Below are 21,541 nucleotides of genomic sequence, written 5' to 3'. Positions count from 1 at the left end.
TACACTGAAACCCTGTAGGAGCTGCCGAAGGCTGCGATCTTTTGCTTTTTTACAACCACCCAGACTTCTTGAAACTCGCCCACAAACTCACACACCCCACCGCAATAAACCCCAGCACCCCGAAGTAACCGTAATGCCAGCTCAGCTCCGGCATGTTCTGGAAGTTCATCCCGTAAATCCCCGCCACCGCCGTCGGGAAAGCCAGAATCGCCGCCCACGCAGCAAACTTGCGCTGCACCACGCTCTGCCGTGACGCCTCCAGTAACACACCGATCTCGATGGTCTGGCTGGCAATGTCGGCCAGCGTGCTGAGGTCTTCCATCTGCCGCGTCACGTGAATCTGCACATCACGGAAGTACGGGCGCATGTTCTTGTCGATAAACGGGAAGCTGAGCTTCTGCAGTTCCTCGCCGATCTCCACCATCGGCGCCGCATAGCGACGCAGGCGCACGACATCACGACGCAAGCCATGCAGCTTCTGGATATCACGCTCATTCAATGCGCTGCACAGCACGTTGCGCTCCAGCTCATCGATCTCGGCATGGATCGCTTCACCGACCGGCTGGTAGTTCTCGATGACGAAATCGAGCAGCGCATAGAGTACGAAATCTTCCCCATGCTCCAGCAACAGCGGACGCGCCTCACAGCGTTGGCGCACATGTGCGTAGGACGCCGAGTGACCGTTACGCGCGGTGATGATGTAGCCCTTGCCGGCGAAGATGTGCGTTTCGATGAATTGCAGCACGCCGTTTTCACGGATCGGCGAGTAGGTGACGATAAACAAAGCGTCGCCAAAGGTTTCCAGCTTCGGTCGGCTGTGTTTTTCCAGCGCATCTTCAATCGCCAGTTCGTGCAGGTTGAACTGGCGTTGCAGGTTGGACAGCTCCTGAGCGTCCGGCTCTTCGAGGCCGATCCAGACAAAGTGGCCGGTTTTTGCGGCCCAGGCGGCGCCTTCGTCTAGGGAAATATTGGTGACTTTCTTACCGGCGCTGTACACAGCAGCAGCAACAACTCGACCCATGGTGGTGATTCACTTCTTCTTGGCAGGTGGCAGGAATACAAGGCTTCAGCTTAGCCGTGTCGCTACTTGAGAGTCAGTGAAATCTGCACCGTTCATTCGGCAAAAGAAAACCCGCACAAGGCGGGTTTGCTTTCAGGCGGCTTGCAACTGCCGATCCATTGATTCGATGCACTCGCGCATCTGCTCGCGGCACTGCTCGATAAGCATGGGCATGTCGTCCATGGTCAGTCCGGCTGTAGGAATCGCCGGCAGTGAGCGTATGAGAATTTCCCCGCTGTTCCAGCGGTTCAGACGCATGTGCTTGATGTAACTGCTGACACACACCGGCACGATCGGCACACCAGCGGCAATCGCCATCTGAAACGCGCCTTTCTTGAACGGCAGCAACTCTTCGCCGAGGTTGCGCGTGCCTTCCGGGAATACCCAGATCGAGGTGTTTTCGTTTTGCAGAGTGTTGGTGGTGGTGAGCATCGATTGGCGCGCCTTGTGCGCATTGCCACGGTCGATCAACACATTGCCGGCGAGCCAGAACAATTGCCCGAACAACGGCACCCACTTCAGGCTCTTCTTGCCAATGCACACCGTGCGGTAGGGCACGACGTTGCCGAACACAAACAGATCGTAGTTGGACTGATGGTTGGCGATGATCACGCAACTGGCAGGTTTGTTCATCAAACCGCTGACGTCGGTTTTCACCCGCAGACGCAAAATGCACATGGCCGGCAATGCATAGAGGCGCGCACACAGACGGCTGTTGTCCGGATTGAACGGACGGCATATGCCGAGGATCACCCCAAGCACGCCAGCCAGAATAAAGTGCAGGCTCATCAATAACATACGAAACACGAACAGCATTTTCAGGCCCCACCGGCGCAAAAGGTGGCGCAGTGTACGGATGTGCACTGTTTTCGGCAATTGCCACTATAGAGTCCGGAGATAGGCGATGTTTAAGCGCATGTTTCCGAATAGCTTGTCAGACCCGTCCTAGAGCAGCCACGGCGTTTTCAACCGAGCGCGCAAGAAAAAGCCCGACACGCGGGTCGGGCTTTTCTTCGACGCAGGATACGGGGGTTAACCCAGATGCTCCTGATCCTGAACAATCGCGTTGTCCAGGGTTTCCAGCAGCGCTTTGCGCACCTTCAGCTTGGTGTTCTTGTGCGCGAGCATGTTGATCTTCTTCAACTGACGCGCGGCGGCGAGGGCGGCGCCTTGCAGCTCTTCGGCAGAAACCACCTTGTCGAGGAAACCGGCGTCCACCGCGCTTTTCGGGTCGAACATCTCGCCATTGATTACCGACCGGTGGAATGCCGAACGACGCAGACGATCACGCGCCAGCTCGATACCGGCGTGGTGCATGGTCATGCCGATCTGCACTTCGTTCAGACCAATGCTGAACGGGCCGTCGACACCGATGCGGTAGTCGGCTGACAACAGCAGGAATGCACCCTTGGCCACGGCGTGACCCGGGCAAGCGACGATCACCGGGAACGGGTGAGAAAGCAGACGACGGGCGAGGGTGGAACCAGCGGTCACCAGCGCCACGGCTTCTTTAGGGCCAGCGGTCATCACTTTCAGATCGTAGCCGCCCGACAGAATCCCCTGCTGACCGGTAATGATCACGATGGCACGATCAGTCACCGCCTGATCCAGCGCCGCGTTAAACGCCGCAATCACGTCCGGGGAAATGGCATTGACCTTGCCGTTGCTCAAGGTCAGGGTCGCGATGCCGTCTTCGAGGTGGTAGGCAATCAACTCACTCATGACGCGATTCCTTGTAAGAAAGATGAGCAGACGTTACCCACCACCGCAGGCCAGGTAAAGCGCCGTGACTGACCCGCCGGTCACCGAATCCCGGCTGATCCAGCGCCGCACGCCATTCTGCTTCTATATAGAAGGGCCGCGCCCACCGAAGATTGGCCGGTTTGCCATGGGCCGTCGGCAGGGCAAACGGCTTTTTCTCTTAAGCGCATGAAAATCTTAAAAAAAAGTTTGCCATCGGAAAAGCTTTCGACTACATTAGCGCGCCTCGACAGACAGAACATGTTTGAAGAGATACGGTGAAGTGTCCGAGTGGCTTAAGGAGCACGCCTGGAAAGTGTGTATACAGGAAACTGTATCGAGAGTTCGAATCTCTCCTTCACCGCCACATTTAGAAAGCCCTGTGAATTCAGTTACTTAGAGTTCGCGGGGTTTTTCGTTTGTACGTAGCAATTGTACGTAAAGAATCTCTCCGTTTAGCTCTCCCCATGTGGGTACACCGCGTCTGAACTCTGGTAACGCTTGAGCAGCCCTTTTAGAAAGTCTGTCACCCGAGCGTCATCCGCCAGAAACGCTTCCACTTCTGCTCGCTCATCCTCTGTCAAATCTGCCAGTGCATCCTCAGCCTCGCCCCTGTCTTGAGCGCAGATATCCATCCACGTATTATCGTCTTCCTGCGTGATGCCGTAGTGCTCCAGTAGCCAGTTATAAGCTTCAAACTCCCCACCAAAACCGGGTTCGCCCCACACACGCTCCATCTCTGCCAACACTCCGTCGAACAACTCGTCCTTAGTCATAGGCCCTTCCTAATCGGCTGCTATATCCGTATTGGTGTATAGCAGATTGCTCGTGGGATTGGCTGAGATCATGGCCCACGCAAAACCTTCCACAGCTTTCGTCCTACGTTCATCTATGACCTGCGGGATGCTGGCGTGCAAGGCTTGCTGATCAAACGAATCGTTGGGCATGAAGACAGCTCGGTGATATTCGGCGTCTATGGCAACTGGATACCGTTGAAGGCGATGGTGGATGCTTTAAAACACATCACCTGATCAACCCACAACACAAGCGTGTGACTGAAGAGGTTTCAGCACTCCATCAAGGGCGCGCTCAACACCGCTATCAGATGGCCGAGAGCCAAGTTTCCTTCATGGTTTTTGACGCATTAAAACCTATCGAAAACCCTCTCAAAACCCCCGTAAAACCTCAGCATATGCAACCATATTTAAGCTTGCTGACTCGCTCTCCCCAGTGTTTGCTGGAAGAAGAGGAGGGGGTATCAAGCAAGGGGCGTATTCCGCCCCAGAAACCAGTTTTGAAAGTCTTCTAGCTCATTACCGTAACCCGTCAAACAGGTTGCGGGCCCTCGTATTCGTACTCAGTGGAAGTCAGGATCACTGTCGTAGCTCTCAGCGTTGTATTCGTCCTGAAGTGCTCTAGACGGCCTAACACCCACTTCAACGTTTGCCCAGTCCCTGACACTCTTCGCTACACCATGAAAGCCCGGAAATAGTGTTGAACCATCAACCCCAAAACGAGAGCACAGATTCAATAAGTCTGGGGCTTCACTGACAGGCAAAGTTATCTTGATGAGTGGATTATGGGCGCCACTCACTTTGTAAATCTCTTCTACGTCCTCTAGCGCTTCCACTTGGTAGAAGTCGTTGGAGCTGTATTCCTTGACGTTGTGCGTCGTAAATAAGCCTGACTGAGCTGCCTGATTCTTACTTGTGCCGCCCGGTGTCCTAATCACCTTTACGGTCGTCCAATGTTTGGCATAAGTTGTATCGAGTGCCCAGATGGCGATACGTGCAGTTCGAGTGTCAATCTCAAAGTTTGCTGATGACGCAGCAAAGTAACACGCAACAAAAGCTCTCTCTGTCCAATCTAATAGGCGAGTAGGCACATCATAGTGTTGTGCAACAGCCATGATTTCGTAAAGGTCGGGAGAGGGCCAAGGTATGTGAGGGCTTATGAATGAGTTCAGCCCATCGTGAAACACGCTTTTCAGTTGTTCTGTGTAACCGGGAACAATCAGGCCGGACTTGTCGCAGCCATCTAAGAATCTCTTGAGAATGTCCAGCTCCAGGGACACTTGCCCAGAGCTTGAGGTGTCAAACATCCTCCTTGGTGAGCCATAGGCAAATGACCCGGCGCCGCTCCTGCATACAGATGGAGTGAGCTTGTATCTGTCATCTGGCTGCCCTCTGAAGATGTATCGGCCAATGTCCCATGCAGGATTTAGTGGAGACACGTAGTCAAACAACTGGCGTGCTGTGCTGAAGGGTTTCTCAAGGGGTGTCATCGTTCCCTGATCCTGTTGGCCGGTGAGGTGGTCGAGTGTACTGGCCTTTTGTCCTGCAACCAATCGCTACAGCATCCGTCGGATGAAGTCAATACATTACTCTTGACGTAGGTGGCGATCTGCGAGTATGATTCCACCTCGCCAATAACGGCGACCAACACCAGCCCGGCGACAGCGCCGAAGGAAGTGACCCGCATTTTGAACTGACCGTAGGAGGCCACTCATGCACAACGCAATTCCCTTCGTTCTACACCTCATCCCCGGCACCATCGCTGCCAACCAAGACTTCAAGCCAAAGGTCAAGCGTGGCCCCAAGCCCAAGGTGACGCATAACCCCATTGCTCATTTGATCCGTATGGCAGTTGCCGACAATATGTCCTTCGTCGATGACGCGGTGATGGCTGGCCTTTACATCGCGGTAGGTGATAGCAACGGGAAGTTGAACGTACGTCTACGCCATCTTCGAGAGGTGATTTGTCTGGATATCATTTCTACGGCTGAAATTCTGCCTCGATTCTTGAACAATACTGCTGAGCCCATTTCAGAACGTACAGCCCAGTATTTGGCAGCGGGAGCGCGGGTTGCCCTTGGTGGTATCGAACGTTACCTGAACCGAAACCCACTCTTGAAAGCTCGTCTTCAGGCTCAGTGGGATACGCAGCAACGTGACCATGGTGAGTGTGCCCATGGTGACTGGGATTTCGCCTCGGATAGCAGCTTGATTAGCAACGTACTAACTGACTGGGACGATTCGTACTGGCAGGAAGGGAGCACTGCCTGAATTACCGCAGGATACAGAAATAGGAGCTGGCTCACGCCATCTCCGGAATTACCGCAGGATATAAGATAGTGGCACTTATGGAGTTTAGCTCGCACCTTGAAAGGTTACCCCCCCCAGTCGGTACGACTGAGCTTGAAACCACTCGAACGTCAGTTCAAAGATGATCCATTTGAATGGTATACGAATAAGCAACACAGATAAAACAAACCAAATTTAAAGAGAAATCACTACTGACAGGCCATCCTGTCGTGGCAACCCTGACAACCTGCGGTGTCCTTTCTGCACCAACAAAAGAAGATCAAGAGCAAGATCACAAGCGAAAAGCTGGATTTGTGTGATCTTTGTTTGTTACTGAAGTACATTCGAAGGAATGTCGGCGGTCACGCCGGAGCTGAGTACAGTTGAAAACTGACGTTTTCGGTGCAGAGACATTGGTGCTACCACACTTCAGCGGAGCTGGGACGGTATCAAGCTTAAGCTCCGCTGTACGTGCGCAACAACTATCGAAGGTAGAAGTACAGAAACACCACCACCAGAATCACAAAGATCACTCGACCTTGAAACACATCAGAGTTTAATTGATCATTCTTGATCTGCTTGTAAGTGTCGGTATCACTCAAGCCTTGCGTCTTGTAGTGCATGATCTGATTGATTCGTTTGTCTAGCTTCTTGTTGTGTGCGTCATTGCTTCGCATGGTTATGCCCCAGACAAAGAGCCACAACCCACAAGTGGGGATACACATCAGCAGGTGCAGGATGTGATTGGTTCTCTTTTTCTGGTTGGTCAGTACAAACAGTTTTTCGTTCATGTCCTGCCCCTACTCAATCTGTGATCAACGCAACCAACCGTTCGCTGTCATGGCGGTTTTCCCGCTGGGGAGCTGGATCAGTGCAGATTTGTCGCCATTCTTAGGCCCTTCGATAAAATTGACCTTGGTAGCATTTGAAATCGTTCGGCACTTTCCGGAACCGATCAAGCGTTCAGCCTGATCTTCGTCCTGATCAAGCGACGCCTCTACAAGCTTTGTCCAGTCCCCGGCTTTGAAGCAAACCATCGAACCAGCAACGAGCATTCGCTTTGGGTAGGTGTCAGCCATGGCGGCGGTAGATGCTAATAGGGGCAGTAGGAAGAGCAAACGAGTAACGGTGTTCATCAAGCATTCCTTGGTACGGAGGGTAGAGACCACAATATCCCAAATTCAGATATCTGAAAACCAGATATAGGTTGAAGGCTGCTCATATCGCAGTTTTCCAGCCATGCCCAAGACGATCTACAAACCCGAACACGCAGTCCTGCTGACCCTACTGAAGAAACACAGGAAGGCGGCTGGCCTGACTCAAGTACAGTGTTCAAAGGCTCTGGGACGTCCACAGTCGTTCATGAGTGACGTTGAGAGCGGGACACGCCGCTTGGATATCGTGCAGCTTCGCGACTTGTGTGAAGTCCTGGGGATTGGTCTTACCGAGTTGGTCGTAGAGTTTGAAAAGTCATTGTGGGATGAACGACAGAACGACAGCCCCCGTCAGCTGGAACCTTGCGGAACTAGCAACCTAAGCTAGCGTTAATATGTCGCCAGAATGGCGATAAGCCATTAGGAGCAGCATATGGTTAACAAGCGTGGCAGGGACTCAAAGACCGGGGAGTTTATCCCTATCGACGAGGCAAAACGGCGTCCGAACACCACAACTGTAGAGACGATCCCACTGCCGAAGAAACCAACGAAACCAAAGGGTAAGTAGCATCACGGTGAGGGTACCATGAGGCGCCCTCACGCCCTCAATGACGCTGTCTATGCCAGACAACGTAGATGCATAAACCGCTACAGCAAATGTGCTAACCCTCCTGCTGCATAACCAGTAGGCGCTAGCCGCTTCAATCGAAGAAGTAGCTCTATGGGCTAAAGCCAGTGGTTCTAGCAAAGCCCATGTGCACGCCGTCGCTGAGGTGGAGACCCGACTACGGCTCATGATCCGTTAACTGCTGAAGTTGACCCGCCAGTCTGGATAAAAGGTGGTGATTGGGTTGTCGACCGAGTCTGGGTCATCTAATGCTCGGCGGACTTGGCTCGCTATCTCTGCTTTATATATCTCAAGTCTTGGGACAAGTGTATAAATGTCTGACGTATCTATCTTTATTGTTCTGATTTGGCTAAGGTCAAATGGTATTCTGTCTGATGCGCGAATCACTTGGACAACAGGCAGACGAGCTGCATGTCTAATCGCAAGTTCATAGAAGACATTGGGGTTGTGAAACGACAAATCGACGATTACAAGTCGGGCTTTCAATAAGTATTCAATGATCTGCCTAGTGATAGTGCCTGGCTTTTCAATGGTGTCTGCTCGCACGACCTTAAGTCCGAGATTATCAAGTGCCGGTTCGATTATAGAGCCGAGAAACAAGTCAGCATGCTTTCGTTGTTCACTACCATCTTCGCCGATAGGAGTTACGTAGAAGCATATCGATTCAAACTGAGCACTCTCAGATGTCATCAACCCTGAGCTTGCAGTAGACTTCTCACTGTACGCTGGCTGAGATGCCGCTACTGCGCTCATACTGCTGCTAGGAAGAGTGTCAAGCAGGTGGTCAACTCCAACAAGCCTTTCAGCACCTGAGAGAACTTGCAGCAAACCAGTAAAGCGACAATTTACGATGAATGTATCTACAGCTTCATCAGCTAAGTCTTGAGGCACATCAAATTCAACTATCGAGTCTATCAAAGCTGCTTTGGCGGGTAATTTGTTGCCAGAGAACTTCTGATACAGCTTCGAGAACGGTTCAACGCTATCGATTGCTAATTTAATCTCTGCCTTGACGATTTCTCTTCTTGGAAGATCATCATTCAAGCAGATTAGCCCCTCAGGAGTTAGTTCCAAAAGTTCAGAAGATGAACTACCCTTGAGTAATCCATACTTGCTGGCATTGACAATGAGTTGCCTGCTCGGCCCGCTTTCTGGAGCTTTGCCTAGATGGTCAAAAATGCTGAGGCGGCGTACCGGCTTCCCACTGCCATACTCGTATACGCCGCGAGCAAACTGTAATGCTTCCTCGAATGAAGCTGCCGGGAATGATCTTATCACCCGTTTACGTTTCACCGCTGCCTCGACGCGAGCATTTGCTTCTTCCTGAGGGGACGGTTCGCTCTCTTTAGTCATCGCTTCCATTCCAGAGTCTATTTCGTGGGTAAGCCATGCTCAGCTGTGGCCGCTGCTGCCATGGTGTATGTCGAACTCATTGGAAATCTGTATACATGGCGCTGGTGATTTAATCCAGCACGGACGGTGGCAAATAGCCGCTACATCGCTCGGAGGTGCGGTCTAGGAATGCTAGATTCGAGAGCATCCGACGCTTAAGTGATCAAAGCGTGAGGAATTAACGCCTGTATTCATTTAAGCAGGGTCTAGCGCACACGCTTCGTGCATACGCCAGAACTGACAAAATCGTGTGCATTAGGGTTGCATCTGATAATGCACACAGATAAACTGGTCACATCTAGAGTCATAAGCACACAGAGACCCTGACATGACCAACATCGCCTACATCCGAGTTTCGACTGTTGACCAGAACACTGATCGTCAGCTTGACGGCATGACGTTTGATAAGGTCTTCACCGACAAGCTGTCAGGCTCTGACACAAACCGCCCTCAGTTACTCGCCATGATTGAGTGGGCACGTGCAGGAGATGTTGTCCATGTGCATTCGATTGACCGTCTAGCTCGCTCCATGGCTGACCTGCTCAAGATCGTTGCCGACTTCAACGCAAAGGGCGTACACGTGCACTTCCATAAAGAGGCAATGGTATTCACTGGCGACGATTCGTCCATGCAGAAACTCATGCTTAACATGATGGGCAGCTTTGCCCAGTTTGAACGTGAAGTGATGAAGGAGCGCCAGCGGGAAGGTATCGCCAAGGCCAAGGAGAAAGGCGTCTACAGAGGTCGAGTGAAAACAGTCGATGATGCTGCGATCCTGGCCCTGCTGAACACTGGCAAGTCTGTGCGTGCTGTCGCCGCTGAACTGGATATCAATCCATCCACTGTGCAGCGTGCAAAGAAGTTGGCCCAAGCCCCTGCTTGAGGAGCTCTGGCTCCACGCCAGTAGTAGACATTCTACCGGAATGGATTCGCCTCAAAGCTACGTCAATCAAGGCTTGCAGCCTGTTTCAGCTGACGCACTCCAACGCCAACAGGCGAGTGCAACAACCCCGACACGAACGTATAGCCCGCCATTGTGCGGGCGTTCTCTTACTCTCAACTCTGTGTCGTCAATGCACTCAATCTCAAACCACCTTGCTGCACTGACAAGCCATGCCAGTACAACAGAGCACCACCACAACACGCTTTCCTGAATGCCCCTCCAAGCCCCCCCCCCTCAGACAGCCACAGAAGGTAGTCCGGGCGTAGGCCATCATCTTATTTTTGGTTCCCTTTGGAGTGATCCTATTGAGGCTGCTGCTCGCTGCTTGATAGCTCTGGCTTTAACGCTATTATTTCTCCCCGCCTGATTTGAGACTTTTCGAAGAGTGCAAGTTCTCTCCCGGCGGCGGGGGTGTTTTTCCTCTGGAAATACTCTCGCCATAGAAAGCCGTGAATGGCAGAATGCCACACATCAATCATGGACGTGAGGTAGCACCCTTGAAGGCTTCAATCGCTATTGCAGGGACTCTAGCTGTCTTATTCTCGGGAAGTGCGTTATCTGCAAAGGCTCCATCGAAGCCAGTTGAGACGCCGAAAGATTTAAGCATCCAGAAAGATGTCGTGAGCGATGGGTACTTCGCCCAAGGAGAGTGCGACAAGTATATCGCCAACCTGCCCTTGCCAGAGCAGGACATCATGCGAAAGGTCAGCCCACAGATTGAAATCGAAGAATCGATATACTTCGTTTCGGGAAACGATACAATCATTGGGGATTATCAAGGCTTATTTAAAGGCACAAACTACATCTTCAATCCTAAGCTGATCGAGTCTAGAGAGCTTCTTAAAAACAAGCCTGACCTCCATGAAGATTACTCAGATGAAACCTATTCCAAGGATAAGGTTGAGGCAGCTATAAAGGAATGGCAGGTTATTGCGAACCGTCATGCCAAAGAGCCTAACAACTCCAAACCGACTAGGCACTATCTCTTTTGTCGGATTGCTGCGGTCGCTGTAGGGAGGGGGATATATGCAGATCGATTTCTACCATATGTAGCCTCCATCAACTCAAGGGTGAAGGAAGCTGAAATCGGCTACTTCAATATCTCCGCTGACAGCACCTATTACGGCCCATCCGTGAACACTGGCAATCGATTTGCTGAACCCAAGAAATGGGAAGGTTCTAGATTCTTTGTTATTCGTGCATCCTTTAAAAACTTAGACACTGAGTCCCGTCTACCGTCAGAAGGTAGCCTGTTTATCAACTACAATGGCAAAGATTACGAGTTTGATTCTGTTGAACCTGTAATGCTGGAAGGCTTCAACATCTGGTTTAAGAAGGTCAACCCGCTCATCACAATGAAGACGAAGATAGTCTATCGCATCCCAGACGAGATACACGGCGAAGTGTTCTGGCGTCCGGGACGTAACTCGAATGGCACGAAACTGTGGTTAGGCTTTATCAAGGCTGCTCAGAAGACCTGATCGAAGGACAGCCCGCAACTTGGCGGGCTTAGTAGCGCTAGAAAATAGTCCAGCCTCTGACGTTATGGAAGCTGAGGTATTTCCCAAGCTGTTCCTCTAAAACCAAGATGTCTTTCGCCATGGCTTCAAGTGCCTCTCCGTTTCGCTTTATAAGTATGCTCTCCCTATCCAAGTCAAACTTGCCGTCTTGACGATACTCATCATATGCTCTGACAGCACCGGTTCCCTTTTGTATCTTGCCTAGGGTTTCGTAAATCCCATCTTTGGAATTGAAGAGAAACTTAGTCTCTCTATAGGCGTGTGTTAGCTTTTCTGCTTTCTGCTTGAGGTTAACCCGCTTATCAGAGTGTGCGTACTGATAGTATTCCAGAGCCGCTAGGTAGACATTGAATCGCTTGTTATAGAGGTCAAGTTTTGTTTTAGCACTAGCGATTCTCATCTGCGACCAAGCCACTGCTAACGTCGCCACGCCAACTACTGCCACCACGCCGCTAATGAAAATTGTGGCAGTTGGAGTTGGGGCCGCACCGACAGCCCCACCACCTGAAAAAAACACGCTACAGAAGCTGCAATAGTCCATGTTACGTCCTTAGTCCTGCTTCAGAGGTTTGGCGAATTAGCTGCCTTTGATCTCAAGGGCAGGCAGTTTAGAAATTGCCGCAAGCTTCTGTTTCGTGCTCGCACCCTTCGAATACACGTCGTGCGTCACTGTGCCTGTTTCATGTCCAACTAACTCTTTAGCCAAAGCGTCTGGCACGTCTGCCCTGATCAACTCAGTGACAACCGTGTGCCTGAAGCTATGGAAGACGTGAAGCTTACTAAAACCTGCTGCTGTGCGAAGTCTGCCAAACGCCTTGGATATCGCGTGTGAGCGTTTGCCGTACTTGTCGGCTGATTCTGCGGGAATGAGGAAGGTGTCAGTGGTGTCCTTGACCAGACGCTCCACGGTGGATAACAGGCTGGGATGAACCGGCACGACACGCTTGCTCGCCTTGCTTTTACTCCTTGGGAAGTCGAAGCAACGGACACCGTCAAGGGTAATCACGTTGTCTTTACCAAGTCGGCAAAGCTCTTCAATCCTAGCTCCCGTATACCAGCCGAGTGCGATGAGGTCTGCAAGCGGTTTATCCCCGTTATTCAGTGAGGCTTCATGCAGCTTGAGGGCATCAGCACGCGTATAGATTTCCCTGTCTTGGCCTGCTGTCTCAGCGCCTCCACCCTGTGGCAGTTCATGGCCTACGAATGGGTTTACCTTGTCCTTGTATTCTTCACGCCAAGCGGGGTCATACTTCATCGCCCACTTCCAGAACGCTGTACCCGCCATGAGGTACTGACCCAACGTAGCTGGGGCGCGATCCAGCGATTTCAGCCATCCATCAATCGTGTCGAAGGTCAGGGGAAGCCCGTCTTTCTTAAGGAAGTCTGACAGACGCTCCATCTTGCCAACTTGCTGGTCGATATGCTTCGCAGCGCCTCCACGGCTCTCCCTGAACTCCCGGAACGTCTTGAGACGGGCCGTGGTGATTGGTGACCGAGGTTTACGAATACCATCACCAGCCGCAATGGCGTTGATTTCATCTCGTTGGTCTGGGGTTGGGGTATACCGCGTCTCATAACGTTGAGCCACAGCAGCTTTGAACGCTTTGCCTATTTCATCACTGAGCTTGAATTGCCCCATTGGCACTTGGCTGGCCCTCTGCACCCACTCCTTCATCACGCGCTCCAACTCGGGGTTGGCTTGTATGAACTCCTGCATCTCAGCATGACTGGGGATAGGAACAGGCAGTGGCATATCTACTCCAACCCTCGCTGCTTTCGACCATTTGGTAACAGTGTCTACAACCTCTAGGGAGGCAACGAACGAGTCTTGCCAATCTTGGGGGAGGGGATTGCCAGAGCGGGCCGCTTTGATTTGGGCTTTCCATGTGTGGAGGATCGGCAGTCGTCTTTCCATGGCCTCCTTTCGAGAGCCTGTGCCCAGTGATCGGGATAGAATTTTACGACCATCGAAAGCTTTCTGAACGTCTTTTGGAACGGCCAGACGTACATGGAAAGTGCCGCCCTGCAACTCAAGATTGTGTGACACGCTCAGCCCCGAATAAGTCAATTGTACGTAACGATTGTACGTAAAATCTCGATAAAGGCTAGGTAATACGGGTGCTTAGGGGGTTGAGGATGGGCAAAATCGAATCTCTCCTTCACCGCCACATTCAGTACACAAAACCCCTGATTTCGAAAGAAGTCAGGGGTTTTGTGGTTTCTGGCGTCTGGAATTTATTGGACAGCTGATTGGATGTCGAGATCAGTAGGCCGACTGGCACCGCCGTCAGGTTGCGCTGATCACTGATCGGACGTTTGAGCCTGGTAGATTTCGATATTGCCGTGTTTAACCTGTTGATACACGGTGTATGGCAATACCAACGTATCTGTCACACCGGAGACTGCCAGATCTATCAAAACCAGCGGGGCTGAAGGGCGACCCTTCCAGGATTTTATCGGCAGATCGGGGGCGTGCAGGATGCAGAAGTCGTAGCCGACGCCGCTGTAAACCCGTGAAATTGAATCGCAGTATGTTTGGCGTTGTTTTAGATCATTTCCTGCGACGGTGTCTTCCTGCACGACACTGCTGATCGTGCCGCAGCCAGTAACGGCTAGCGCTAATAGCAGTAGGGTGATGGTTTTTATTGTCATGCTCGCAATCCTTGGCAATGAGACGAGGGTGCCAGATTAGCGTGTTTGATTGGTGTAGGCCATTCGTCGGGCATTGGCCAATCTGAACCACAAGTCCAGTAATGACCGGCTAGTCTCAAAAGCCTTGGAGGTCGATATTTTTTCAGGTAAAAAAGTTTTGCCGGTGTCGATCCGCATCGCAGGGGCGAAGGTATGACAGAGCCGTATATCGAAGACGATGGCGCCGAGTTTCCGTTTAACAACTGCGTTCGTTGTGGCCAGACCGAGTATCAGTCCGGTTTCGGAGAGGATCCGGTTCACACCGGCAAGATCAAGTCCACGGTGCCGAAAGGGCCGAAAGCGAAGTTTTTACCCAAGGTCACGGCACGCGCCCGAAAATGATTCTCCGCCAACCAACCCCGTCTAAGAACGGGGTTTTTTATGCTCAGAGATTTGATTTCGGACTAGACCTACAGACGGTCGTCAGGATCTGTGTTTCTTTCACAAACTTTTCACGTTCGCTTAAGTAGGGTGAAGCCATCCGTTAGAAAGCAAGTCTCCAGCCCGTCTCCCCAGCGGGCTTTTTTTTGCCCGTCATAAAACCTTTTTTGAAATCACTGTCCAATCGGCGCCCATTGCGCGGATGCGTCCGCTTTTTTCTGGACTTTGCCGCTGTGACGGCATTCAATCGCGCCCCTTTTTGTTTCTCTGTCTTTGAGGTTTTCGTCATGCGTTTAACACTGCCCGCTCTGGTTCTCGGCGTTCTGTTTGCTCAAGGTGCAATGGCTGCCGGCGATGGCACCGCTGCATTGGGCGGCGGTCTGGGTGGCGCGTTGGGTAATGTCGTCGGTCAGAAAATGGGCGGCAGCACCGGTGCAGCGATTGGTGCAGGTGTAGCGGGCGCGGCCGGTAGCGCAGTGGCCGCACGCAAAGGCAGCCGGACGAAAGCGGCAATTGGTGGCGGTGTTGGCGCGGCGGGCGGTTCGGTGATCGGTAACAGCCTGGGCGGCCGAAATGGCGCCACCATCGGTGCTGGTCTGGGCGGCGCGGCGGGCGGTGCCGTCGGCAGCAACTTGGCCAAAGGCCACAAGCGTCACTGAGATTGATCGCTTGCAGACAAAGCCCGGCTCGATGCCGGGCTTTTTCATGGCTGAACGATTTTCCCGCAAACCTCTCCAATCTCACATAAGCCCTTGCTTGGGCGAATTGTCCCGATTCGGGAACTGTGAGGTACACATGCGATTGTCATTATCTGCACTGTTTTTCGGATTGCTCGTGGCGCAAGGCGCAATGGCCGCTGGCGATGGTTCGGCCGCCGTGGGCGGTGGGCTCGGTGGCGTGCTGGGCAACGTGGTCGGCGGACAACTCGGCGGCAGCACCGGTGCGGCAGTCGGCGCAGGTGTCGGCGGCGCGGCCGGCGGTGCGGTTGGAGCGAATAAAAACAATCGCACTGAAGCTGCCATCGGCGGTGGCCTCGGCGCGGCGGGTGGCTCGGTGATTGGTAATAGCGTCGGCGGATCAACCGGTTCGGCTGTCGGTGCAGGATTGGGCGGCGCCGCGGGTGGCGCGGTCGGTAATAACCTGGGTGACGACGGCGGATCTCATTCCGGTGGGGGTCACAAGCACAAGAACAAGCATAAGAACCGCCATCATTGATTGATGGAATGGTTTAACGGAAACCCGGCGTTTTGCCGGGTTTTTCGTGTTTGCCGGTCAGACGCTGGAACGATTGGCTGTAGGACTTTTCGAACGTCTACACTCCGCGGAAATGATGAGGTTCGCCATGACTCCTGAAACCGAAGGCAAGGAAGAGAAAGGCCCGAGCGGGCTACCGTTTATCAATGATCCGGGGAACGAAGATCCGGGGTCGCTGATGGATGATGCGACGGTGCCGCTGAATGATTCGGATGAGGCGGATATGGAGTATGAAGAGGATGAGGATGAGCAGTGACTGTTCTGCGAGTCGAACTTGATATTGCGTTGAGCTCTATAGGGCCTAGGATTTTAGGCCCTTTGGTTCTGGAAACTAGTTAACGACCATAAGGTTGATAGCCGCAAAGGGCTTGTAGAAGGATGAATGGACGTTGACGAACAGATTTTTATCTGTGCTCAGTTGATTCAGATTTACTGAGGATGTAAAGATTGTCCGAGGCTGACATCTTCTCTATTCGACCAAGTGCGATGTATTCGTTAAATTCGTTCTCAACTATTTTTTGGTCACAGTATTTTTTATATTTCAATGGTCTATCACTAGCGTAAATGTATAGCCGCCACACATCGAAGCCGTCGATTCTATCATTTGATCCGTAATCGAAATCCACTGATTCCGAAGAGAAGTGAATAGCGCATCCGATACCGTGGAGCTCGTATTCAACTCCATTTGTTATTTCTCCACAGCGTTCGATTTGTTTGCTCCGCCAAAGTCTTAAAATATTGCGGGTGCCAAATTTTTTACGTAATAGCTCCGTGCCGTAGTCTACTTTCGAAAGAAAGTCGGTAATTAGCTCTTCAAGCGACGTGTCGGTATTTTTCATCTTCTTCTGTGATGCTCCAGTCGGTCGTGCCCTACATTTTCAGCAGATTCGATTACTTCTTCGATAGTGTTAAGGGTGCCCTTGTGTTCTCTGATGTTGGTGATCAATTGCATAGTTATCGGCGTTGCTGTTTGTCTTGCAGCTGCTGCACGGTGGTGTCCATCCAGAATATAAAGGGTGCCTTGATATTCCGCTACGTCTATGGGAAAGCTACTGTCGTATCCATCAGCTCGCATTTTTTTTCCTAAATCTTCGACCCGTTTAGTTGATCCTTTTCCCGAGATTGCATGTGTACGCTTCAATGGTTTTGGGTCAACACCATGGATCAAACTTGGTAATTGCGGGTCGCCTTCGCCTACCTTAGCCTCACCAATCCCCCCCGGCACCTCACACCCAGGCCTATTCGGCGGCGGACAATTGGAGTTCAACCCCAACGGATCCACCCACCCAATCGGATTCGGCGTGTACTGGTACTGATTCAACCCACCCGCCAGCTTCACCGGATCCGGCGTCAGATACCGTCCCAATCTTGGGTCGTAATACCGATGTCGGTTGTAATGCAGCCCACTCTCCGCATCGAAATACTGCCCCTGAAACCGCAGCGGCTGATCCAGATACTCCTCAGCCGCCAACGTCACCGCCACGACTTTCCCGTAGGCGTCGTACTGCGCCGACCAGACGATTTCCCCGCTGTAATCGGTCAGTTCCAGCGGCGTGCCGAGGTGGTCGTTCTGGTAATAAAACGGGCAGGCTTTTTTCGGGCCTTTGCCGTCGAGCAGTGCTAACGGACGGAAGGTGCCGGGTTCGTAGACGTAGCTGCGGTATTCGGTATCGCTGCTTTCGGCGACGAGGTTGTCGCCTTGCCAGAAGAATTCGGTGGTGGCGCCGTCGACGGTTTTGCTGATGCGCCGGCCGAAGGCGTCGTATTGGTAAGACGCGGTTTTCCCGTCAGGGCGAGTCAGGCCAATCAGGCGGTGCTGGCAGTCGTAACGGTATTCCGTGACGAGTTTGTGCGCTGTGCCGCGACGTTCGCGGATCAGGTTGCCGAAGGCGTCGTAGTCGTAATGGCGGTCGCCCTGCATCAACAGGCGGTTGCCTTTGATTTGGCTCGGGCCGGGGCGATCCTGCATGAGCAGGTTGCCAGCCGGGTCGTGGGCGTAGGTTTCCGGGAGTTCGTCGCGGGAGTGGCGGACGCGGATCAAACGGTCGAGGGTGTCGTAGCCGTAGGTGCGTTGGCCGTGGCGAGTGTCGGCGATGTACGAAAGGTTGCCGTTGGCGCTGTAGGCATAATCGCGGCGATACATCGAATCGCGTTTATGGCCTACGGCATGGGCGAGCAGTCGGCCCTGTTCGTCGTAGGAGTATTCGCTGAGCAGCAGGCCTTGCTCGCGTCGTTGTTCGCGACCGGACTGATAGACGTGGCGGGTGAGCGGGGCGCCGTTGAGGTCAATGCCGGCGAGGGCGCCACCCTTGGCATGTTGATAGTCGAGTTTGCTGTTGTCCGGCAAACGCATGCTTTTCAGCTGACCGCAGGCGTCGTAGGCATAGCGCAGAGTGCCCCAGCCCTGATGCTCGGTGATCAGCCGATCCTGGCGGTCGTATTCGAAGGCCAGCGGATGGTTCTGGCCATCATCGACGCTAGTCAGGCGCCCTAACGGGTCGTACTGATAACTGACCTTCACCCCATCCGGCAGGGTTTTCACCAGCAGACGCCCGGCGCCATCGCGCTCATAAGCGGTGACTAACCGTGAGTCGTCATCGCCAAACTCGGTCTTTTCCAGCAGGTGACCGTTGAGGTCATAAACGTAAGCAGTGCGCCCACCATCGAAACCCGTTTCCTGTCGGATTAATCCGGTCGGCGTGTAGTCCAGCCGATATTTCTCACCCCACTCGTTTTCGATCTCCGTGAGCAACAGTTGCGCATGGTCGTAGCGATACTGAACCCGCGTGCCGTCGTGGTTAATGCGACGGGAGACCAGATGCAGGTCATCGTCGTATTCATACCGGGTGATATGCCCCAGCTCATCACGCTCGGCGGTGACTTGCCCGTAAGCGCCATAGCTGTATGCGCGCGTGGCACCCGTAGGAAAAGTCGTCTGAACCAGTCGGCCAACGGCGTCCCACTGCTGTCGGGTAACGGCGCCATGTTGATCAACCGTGGTCGTCCGCCGTCCCAAAGCATCGTAGGAAAAGCGCCGTACGCCCCCCTCAGGCAACGTCTCTTCAACCAGTTGGCCAAGATCATTCCAGGCCAGCAAATGCCGACTAGTGTCCGAATACCGGATCGAAACCAGTTGTCCACGAACGCTGTAGTAGTAATGAGTGACCTGTCCGTCAGGATCGACGGCCTCGGTGATGTCGCCCTCGGCATTGCGCCGATAAATCCAAACCGCATCGCCACGCGAACGCCGATGCAGGAAACCGTTGCGATACTCGTAGGACGTTGGCGCATCCGCCGCAGGAATCAGCGCGATCAGTCGTCCGACATCGTCATAGCGGTACTCGGTGATAGAACCCAGCGCATCCTGTTCAGCGACCAACCGTCCCTGATCGTCGTACGCCTTGAGCTGTTCGCCACCGTCGGCCTCAACCTTGCGCACCAGACGCGCACGGTCGTCGTGGACGTAAACCTCTTCAGTGCCATCGACGTAATGCACCGCCACACTGCCGTCGTCATCCCAGACATAACGCGTGTCCATTTGCGAAAACGACGCCCAGTGCCGCACGCAGCGCGCAGCCTTGCCGGCCCGTTCCCATTCCCAGAAAAAACTCGCACCACCGGTCAGCTGTCGCTGCAGGATGACGTGCGCATCGTCGTAGTCGTAGCGCTCGCTTTCATCTAATGCATTGGTTGCCGCCAACAAGCGCTGACGCGCGTCGTGGCAATAGCGAACAAGGATTTGCTCCGTCGCCCATTCAGCGTTTTGCAAACTTTGGTAATCGACCGCGATGAGTTGCGCGCGGTCGTAACGCAGCAATAAGGAGCGACCTGCACCGTTATCCAGTCGCTGAACCCTGTCAGACCGATCGCGATGCACCGTCAGTCGATTGCCATAGGCATCGCTGATCGACGTCAGACGCCCAGCCAGAAAGTGGTAAAACCGCGCCGTTTCCCCAGCCAGCGCTAGGATCAATTCCTCCGGTTCATCCCCGAGAAAAATTGCTGCCCGCGACAAACTGTTGTGAATAGAAGGCCGCTCAACATTCGGCAGCGGAAACCGTGTGCGCCTATTCTCGTGATCGACCCAAACTACCGTGTCGCCATCAAATTCCAGCCGATGCGCCAGCGAATGGCTCCAGCCAAACCCCAGGCCGACATCGATTTCCACCGCACTGGTGCGATACAACCGGGTGAATTCAAACGGCAACACGCCATCAAGCACGCCATCAGTCAGCGTCAGCAGTTCCTCACCCGTGACCATCGACACCGGACAGCCGTTGGTGCAGGTACGCGGTACACAATCAGCGCTGTCCCCATTGGGATTTTTCGCCTGATCCGAAGCGTCATCGTGAGGCTCATGACGCTCCATACGCGTATTGCCATGTGCCTTGTCCCGTGCAATCGGCGCCGGGTTTGGCACCGTCAACACCACTTCATCTGCCTGCCGAATGTTCAGCGGAATCGACGGCGTCGGTTTCAACTGCACTTCACGCGCACTCAGCATCAACGGTCTCAGCGTGCTCGCATGTTGGGTCAGCTCCGGCGCAGAGGTCAGCTCAGCCAGGCGCAACGCCGAGGCCGCCAGCCATTCCCGCGCTCGCGGCGATTTGATCTTTGCCAGCACTTTGCTGCTCAAGCGCAGCGGCACGCCGACGCCACCCGACACGCGCATCAGCAGGAAACTGATCAACAGTTCGACGCGCACCTCAGCCACGACTTCGGCCAAATACTGCGGCGGCAGCATCTTCAGCCAACTGGTGAACGCGGCCAGATGAATGAACATCAGCGGCTCATCGCTGAGCATCAGCAGTGCATTGGCAATCGCGTCGCTGGAGGTTTGCAGCAGGGCTTCAAGCTCGGCGGCGCTGAGGTATTCCAGGAGCTTTTCGCTGTTGGCCTGCAGATCGGCGAGGAGGGCGAACAGTTGCTTGATGTCATCCCAGACACCGTTCAGCGCTTTCTCGAAACCGCGCCAATCCGCCTGTTGCAACTGCCGGTAACGGTCAGAAAATCCGGCGTTGGAAAACTCCGCCCACAACGGCTGAAAACCTGTCCACTCGGCACGCAACCAGCGCTCGAGGTCACCGAGAATGCTTTCGTAGGAGTCATACAACTCACGAACATGCGCAGTGGAAACATCGGGAAAGAAGGTGATGCGATAACGCTGGCCCCGATCGCAATCGGTCACCTGCAATATCCCGCTCGGGCCGATCGTATGGCGCAGCGCTTCGCCGAAGGTCAGGACACCGTCGACGTCGCCAATCACCGGTTCGAGCGTCACCGGGGTGTTGCCGATCGGTACGAAGCGGGCGGCTTCGAACATGTGTACCAGGGTCAAAGATCCGCTGGCGGGGCACATGACTACGGATGAGCTGATCGGTTTGCGGGATTTGATCGGGGCGCTGAGGCGTACGTCGTTGCCGACGGTAAACACCTGCTCGACATCCAGCGCTGTGCCCGTCCAGTATTGTTCGGCCCAGGCTTCGTAGTTATTTAGGCACAGGCGAAATTCGCCGATCAGGGTTTCGAAATCCGGGTGATCCGGATTCAGTGCGGCAACTATCAGCAGGCCAATGCTGTTGTTCAGGGCCAGTAGCCGATCGGGTTGAAACATTCGCAGTCGCTCGCGCACATCAAGGAGGAGCACGGACTTTGCGGGGGATCAGAAAGGAAAGAAGTCGGCCAAGTAGGTGAT

22 protein-coding genes, 1 tRNA gene and 1 pseudogene are annotated in these 21,541 nt (G+C 53.5%); 11 read left to right on the top strand and 13 right to left on the bottom strand.

The window, feature by feature from the left end:
* Nucleotides 1-49 precede the first annotated feature (49 nt).
* The 3 genes from ACZZ0D_RS15360 to ACZZ0D_RS15350 all read right to left on the bottom strand — a co-directional run bounded on the left by ACZZ0D_RS15360 (nucleotide 50) and on the right by ACZZ0D_RS15350 (nucleotide 2,782).
* On the bottom strand, nucleotides 50-1,021 hold the full coding sequence (locus ACZZ0D_RS15360; protein WP_053116847.1) for a magnesium and cobalt transport protein CorA: 972 nt from the start codon (nucleotides 1,019-1,021) through the stop codon (nucleotides 50-52).
* 132 nt (nucleotides 1,022-1,153) lie between these two features.
* Nucleotides 1,154-1,876, bottom strand: a complete 723-nt coding sequence (locus tag ACZZ0D_RS15355; protein WP_159815291.1) for a 1-acylglycerol-3-phosphate O-acyltransferase — start codon at nucleotides 1,874-1,876, stop codon at nucleotides 1,154-1,156.
* A gap of 216 nt (nucleotides 1,877-2,092) precedes the next feature.
* Entirely contained in the window at nucleotides 2,093-2,782 is a 690-nt protein-coding gene (locus ACZZ0D_RS15350) for a crotonase/enoyl-CoA hydratase family protein (RefSeq protein WP_463553708.1), read from the bottom strand.
* Nucleotides 2,783-2,846: 64 nt separating this feature from the next.
* Here ACZZ0D_RS15350 and ACZZ0D_RS15345 point away from each other — a divergent pair, with 64 nt between their 5' ends.
* Entirely contained in the window at nucleotides 2,847-2,993 is a 147-nt protein-coding gene (locus ACZZ0D_RS15345) for a hypothetical protein (RefSeq protein ID WP_156316123.1), read from the top strand.
* An 84-nt stretch (nucleotides 2,994-3,077) separates the two neighbouring features.
* Nucleotides 3,078-3,167 (top strand) — tRNA-Ser (locus ACZZ0D_RS15340).
* Between the two features lie 88 nt (nucleotides 3,168-3,255).
* Here ACZZ0D_RS15340 and ACZZ0D_RS15335 read toward each other — a convergent pair.
* Entirely contained in the window at nucleotides 3,256-3,576 is a 321-nt protein-coding gene (locus tag ACZZ0D_RS15335; protein WP_463553707.1) for a hypothetical protein, read from the bottom strand.
* A gap of 75 nt (nucleotides 3,577-3,651) precedes the next feature.
* Between ACZZ0D_RS15335 and ACZZ0D_RS15330 the strand changes: the two are divergent.
* Nucleotides 3,652-3,831: pseudogene (locus tag ACZZ0D_RS15330) on the top strand (site-specific integrase); the annotation flags it as partial.
* 326 nt (nucleotides 3,832-4,157) lie between these two features.
* Here ACZZ0D_RS15330 and ACZZ0D_RS15325 read toward each other — a convergent pair.
* A complete protein-coding gene (locus tag ACZZ0D_RS15325; protein WP_463553706.1) occupies nucleotides 4,158-5,084 on the bottom strand; it encodes an FRG domain-containing protein in 927 nt (308 codons plus the stop codon).
* Between the two features lie 223 nt (nucleotides 5,085-5,307).
* On the opposite strand from ACZZ0D_RS15325, the gene ACZZ0D_RS15320 reads away from it, so the two are divergent.
* Nucleotides 5,308-5,865 carry a hypothetical protein gene (locus ACZZ0D_RS15320; RefSeq protein WP_463553705.1) on the top strand — a complete coding sequence of 186 codons (558 nt, stop codon included), beginning with the start codon at nucleotides 5,308-5,310 and terminating at the stop codon, nucleotides 5,863-5,865.
* A 500-nt stretch (nucleotides 5,866-6,365) separates the two neighbouring features.
* On the opposite strand, the gene ACZZ0D_RS15315 is transcribed toward ACZZ0D_RS15320, so the two are convergent.
* The gene (locus ACZZ0D_RS15315) at nucleotides 6,366-6,674 is read right to left on the bottom strand and encodes a hypothetical protein (protein ID WP_463553704.1); all 309 of its coding nucleotides are present in this window, start codon (nucleotides 6,672-6,674) and stop codon (nucleotides 6,366-6,368) included.
* A 24-nt stretch (nucleotides 6,675-6,698) separates the two neighbouring features.
* Nucleotides 6,699-7,019, bottom strand: coding sequence for a hypothetical protein (locus ACZZ0D_RS15310; RefSeq protein ID WP_463553703.1), 321 nt, complete (start codon nucleotides 7,017-7,019; stop codon nucleotides 6,699-6,701).
* 103 nt (nucleotides 7,020-7,122) lie between these two features.
* Between ACZZ0D_RS15310 and ACZZ0D_RS15305 the strand changes: the two genes are divergently transcribed.
* Nucleotides 7,123-7,425, top strand: a complete 303-nt coding sequence (locus ACZZ0D_RS15305) for a helix-turn-helix domain-containing protein (RefSeq protein WP_463553702.1) — start codon at nucleotides 7,123-7,125, stop codon at nucleotides 7,423-7,425.
* A 414-nt stretch (nucleotides 7,426-7,839) separates the two neighbouring features.
* Here ACZZ0D_RS15305 and ACZZ0D_RS15300 read toward each other — a convergent pair whose 3' ends face one another.
* The gene (locus tag ACZZ0D_RS15300) at nucleotides 7,840-9,027 is read right to left on the bottom strand and encodes a hypothetical protein (RefSeq protein WP_463553701.1); all 1,188 of its coding nucleotides are present in this window, start codon (nucleotides 9,025-9,027) and stop codon (nucleotides 7,840-7,842) included.
* Nucleotides 9,028-9,385: 358 nt separating this feature from the next.
* Between ACZZ0D_RS15300 and ACZZ0D_RS15295 the strand changes: the two genes are divergently transcribed.
* Together ACZZ0D_RS15295 and ACZZ0D_RS15290 are read left to right on the top strand one after the other, a co-directional pair.
* Nucleotides 9,386-9,940, top strand: a complete 555-nt coding sequence (locus tag ACZZ0D_RS15295) for a recombinase family protein (protein ID WP_463553700.1) — start codon at nucleotides 9,386-9,388, stop codon at nucleotides 9,938-9,940.
* Nucleotides 9,941-10,497: 557 nt separating this feature from the next.
* A complete protein-coding gene (locus ACZZ0D_RS15290) occupies nucleotides 10,498-11,481 on the top strand; it encodes a hypothetical protein (protein ID WP_463553699.1) in 984 nt (327 codons plus the stop codon).
* Between the two features lie 37 nt (nucleotides 11,482-11,518).
* Here ACZZ0D_RS15290 and ACZZ0D_RS15285 read toward each other — a convergent pair whose 3' ends face one another.
* From ACZZ0D_RS15285 to ACZZ0D_RS15275, 3 genes are all read right to left on the bottom strand, one after another.
* The gene (locus ACZZ0D_RS15285; protein ID WP_463553698.1) at nucleotides 11,519-12,061 is read right to left on the bottom strand and encodes a hypothetical protein; all 543 of its coding nucleotides are present in this window, start codon (nucleotides 12,059-12,061) and stop codon (nucleotides 11,519-11,521) included.
* Between the two features lie 36 nt (nucleotides 12,062-12,097).
* Nucleotides 12,098-13,567, bottom strand: a complete 1,470-nt coding sequence (locus tag ACZZ0D_RS15280) for a tyrosine-type recombinase/integrase (RefSeq protein WP_463553697.1) — start codon at nucleotides 13,565-13,567, stop codon at nucleotides 12,098-12,100.
* Between the two features lie 254 nt (nucleotides 13,568-13,821).
* Nucleotides 13,822-14,172 carry a YceK/YidQ family lipoprotein gene (locus tag ACZZ0D_RS15275; protein WP_400753678.1) on the bottom strand — a complete coding sequence of 117 codons (351 nt, stop codon included), beginning with the start codon at nucleotides 14,170-14,172 and terminating at the stop codon, nucleotides 13,822-13,824.
* 192 nt (nucleotides 14,173-14,364) lie between these two features.
* Here ACZZ0D_RS15275 and ACZZ0D_RS15270 point away from each other — a divergent pair, with 192 nt between their 5' ends.
* The 4 genes from ACZZ0D_RS15270 (at nucleotide 14,365) to ACZZ0D_RS15255 (ending at nucleotide 16,102) form a co-directional block, all read left to right on the top strand.
* Nucleotides 14,365-14,553: a hypothetical protein gene (locus ACZZ0D_RS15270; protein WP_053116851.1), complete on the top strand. Its 189-nt coding sequence runs from the start codon at nucleotides 14,365-14,367 to the stop codon at nucleotides 14,551-14,553.
* Nucleotides 14,554-14,879: 326 nt separating this feature from the next.
* Nucleotides 14,880-15,251 carry a bacteriocin gene (locus tag ACZZ0D_RS15265; protein WP_463553696.1) on the top strand — a complete coding sequence of 124 codons (372 nt, stop codon included), beginning with the start codon at nucleotides 14,880-14,882 and terminating at the stop codon, nucleotides 15,249-15,251.
* A 136-nt stretch (nucleotides 15,252-15,387) separates the two neighbouring features.
* Complete coding sequence (locus tag ACZZ0D_RS15260; RefSeq protein WP_053116853.1) at nucleotides 15,388-15,807, top strand: YMGG-like glycine zipper-containing protein; 420 nt, start codon at nucleotides 15,388-15,390, stop codon at nucleotides 15,805-15,807.
* Nucleotides 15,808-15,934: 127 nt separating this feature from the next.
* On the top strand, nucleotides 15,935-16,102 hold the full coding sequence (locus ACZZ0D_RS15255; RefSeq protein ID WP_163005296.1) for a hypothetical protein: 168 nt from the start codon (nucleotides 15,935-15,937) through the stop codon (nucleotides 16,100-16,102).
* Between the two features lie 148 nt (nucleotides 16,103-16,250).
* On the opposite strand, the gene ACZZ0D_RS15250 is transcribed toward ACZZ0D_RS15255, so the two are convergent.
* A complete protein-coding gene (locus ACZZ0D_RS15250) occupies nucleotides 16,251-16,685 on the bottom strand; it encodes a DUF6896 domain-containing protein (RefSeq protein WP_463553695.1) in 435 nt (144 codons plus the stop codon).
* Nucleotides 16,682-21,460, bottom strand: a complete 4,779-nt coding sequence (locus tag ACZZ0D_RS15245; RefSeq protein WP_463553694.1) for an RHS repeat-associated core domain-containing protein — start codon at nucleotides 21,458-21,460, stop codon at nucleotides 16,682-16,684. The genes ACZZ0D_RS15250 and ACZZ0D_RS15245 overlap by 4 nt, the downstream gene beginning before the upstream one ends.
* Between the last annotated feature and the right edge of the window lie 81 nt (nucleotides 21,461-21,541).

The organism is Pseudomonas sp. AC193 (assembly GCF_979258075.1).
The sequence above is the reverse complement of the archived record's forward strand: the minus strand, read 5'-3'. Positions and strand labels throughout refer to the sequence as shown.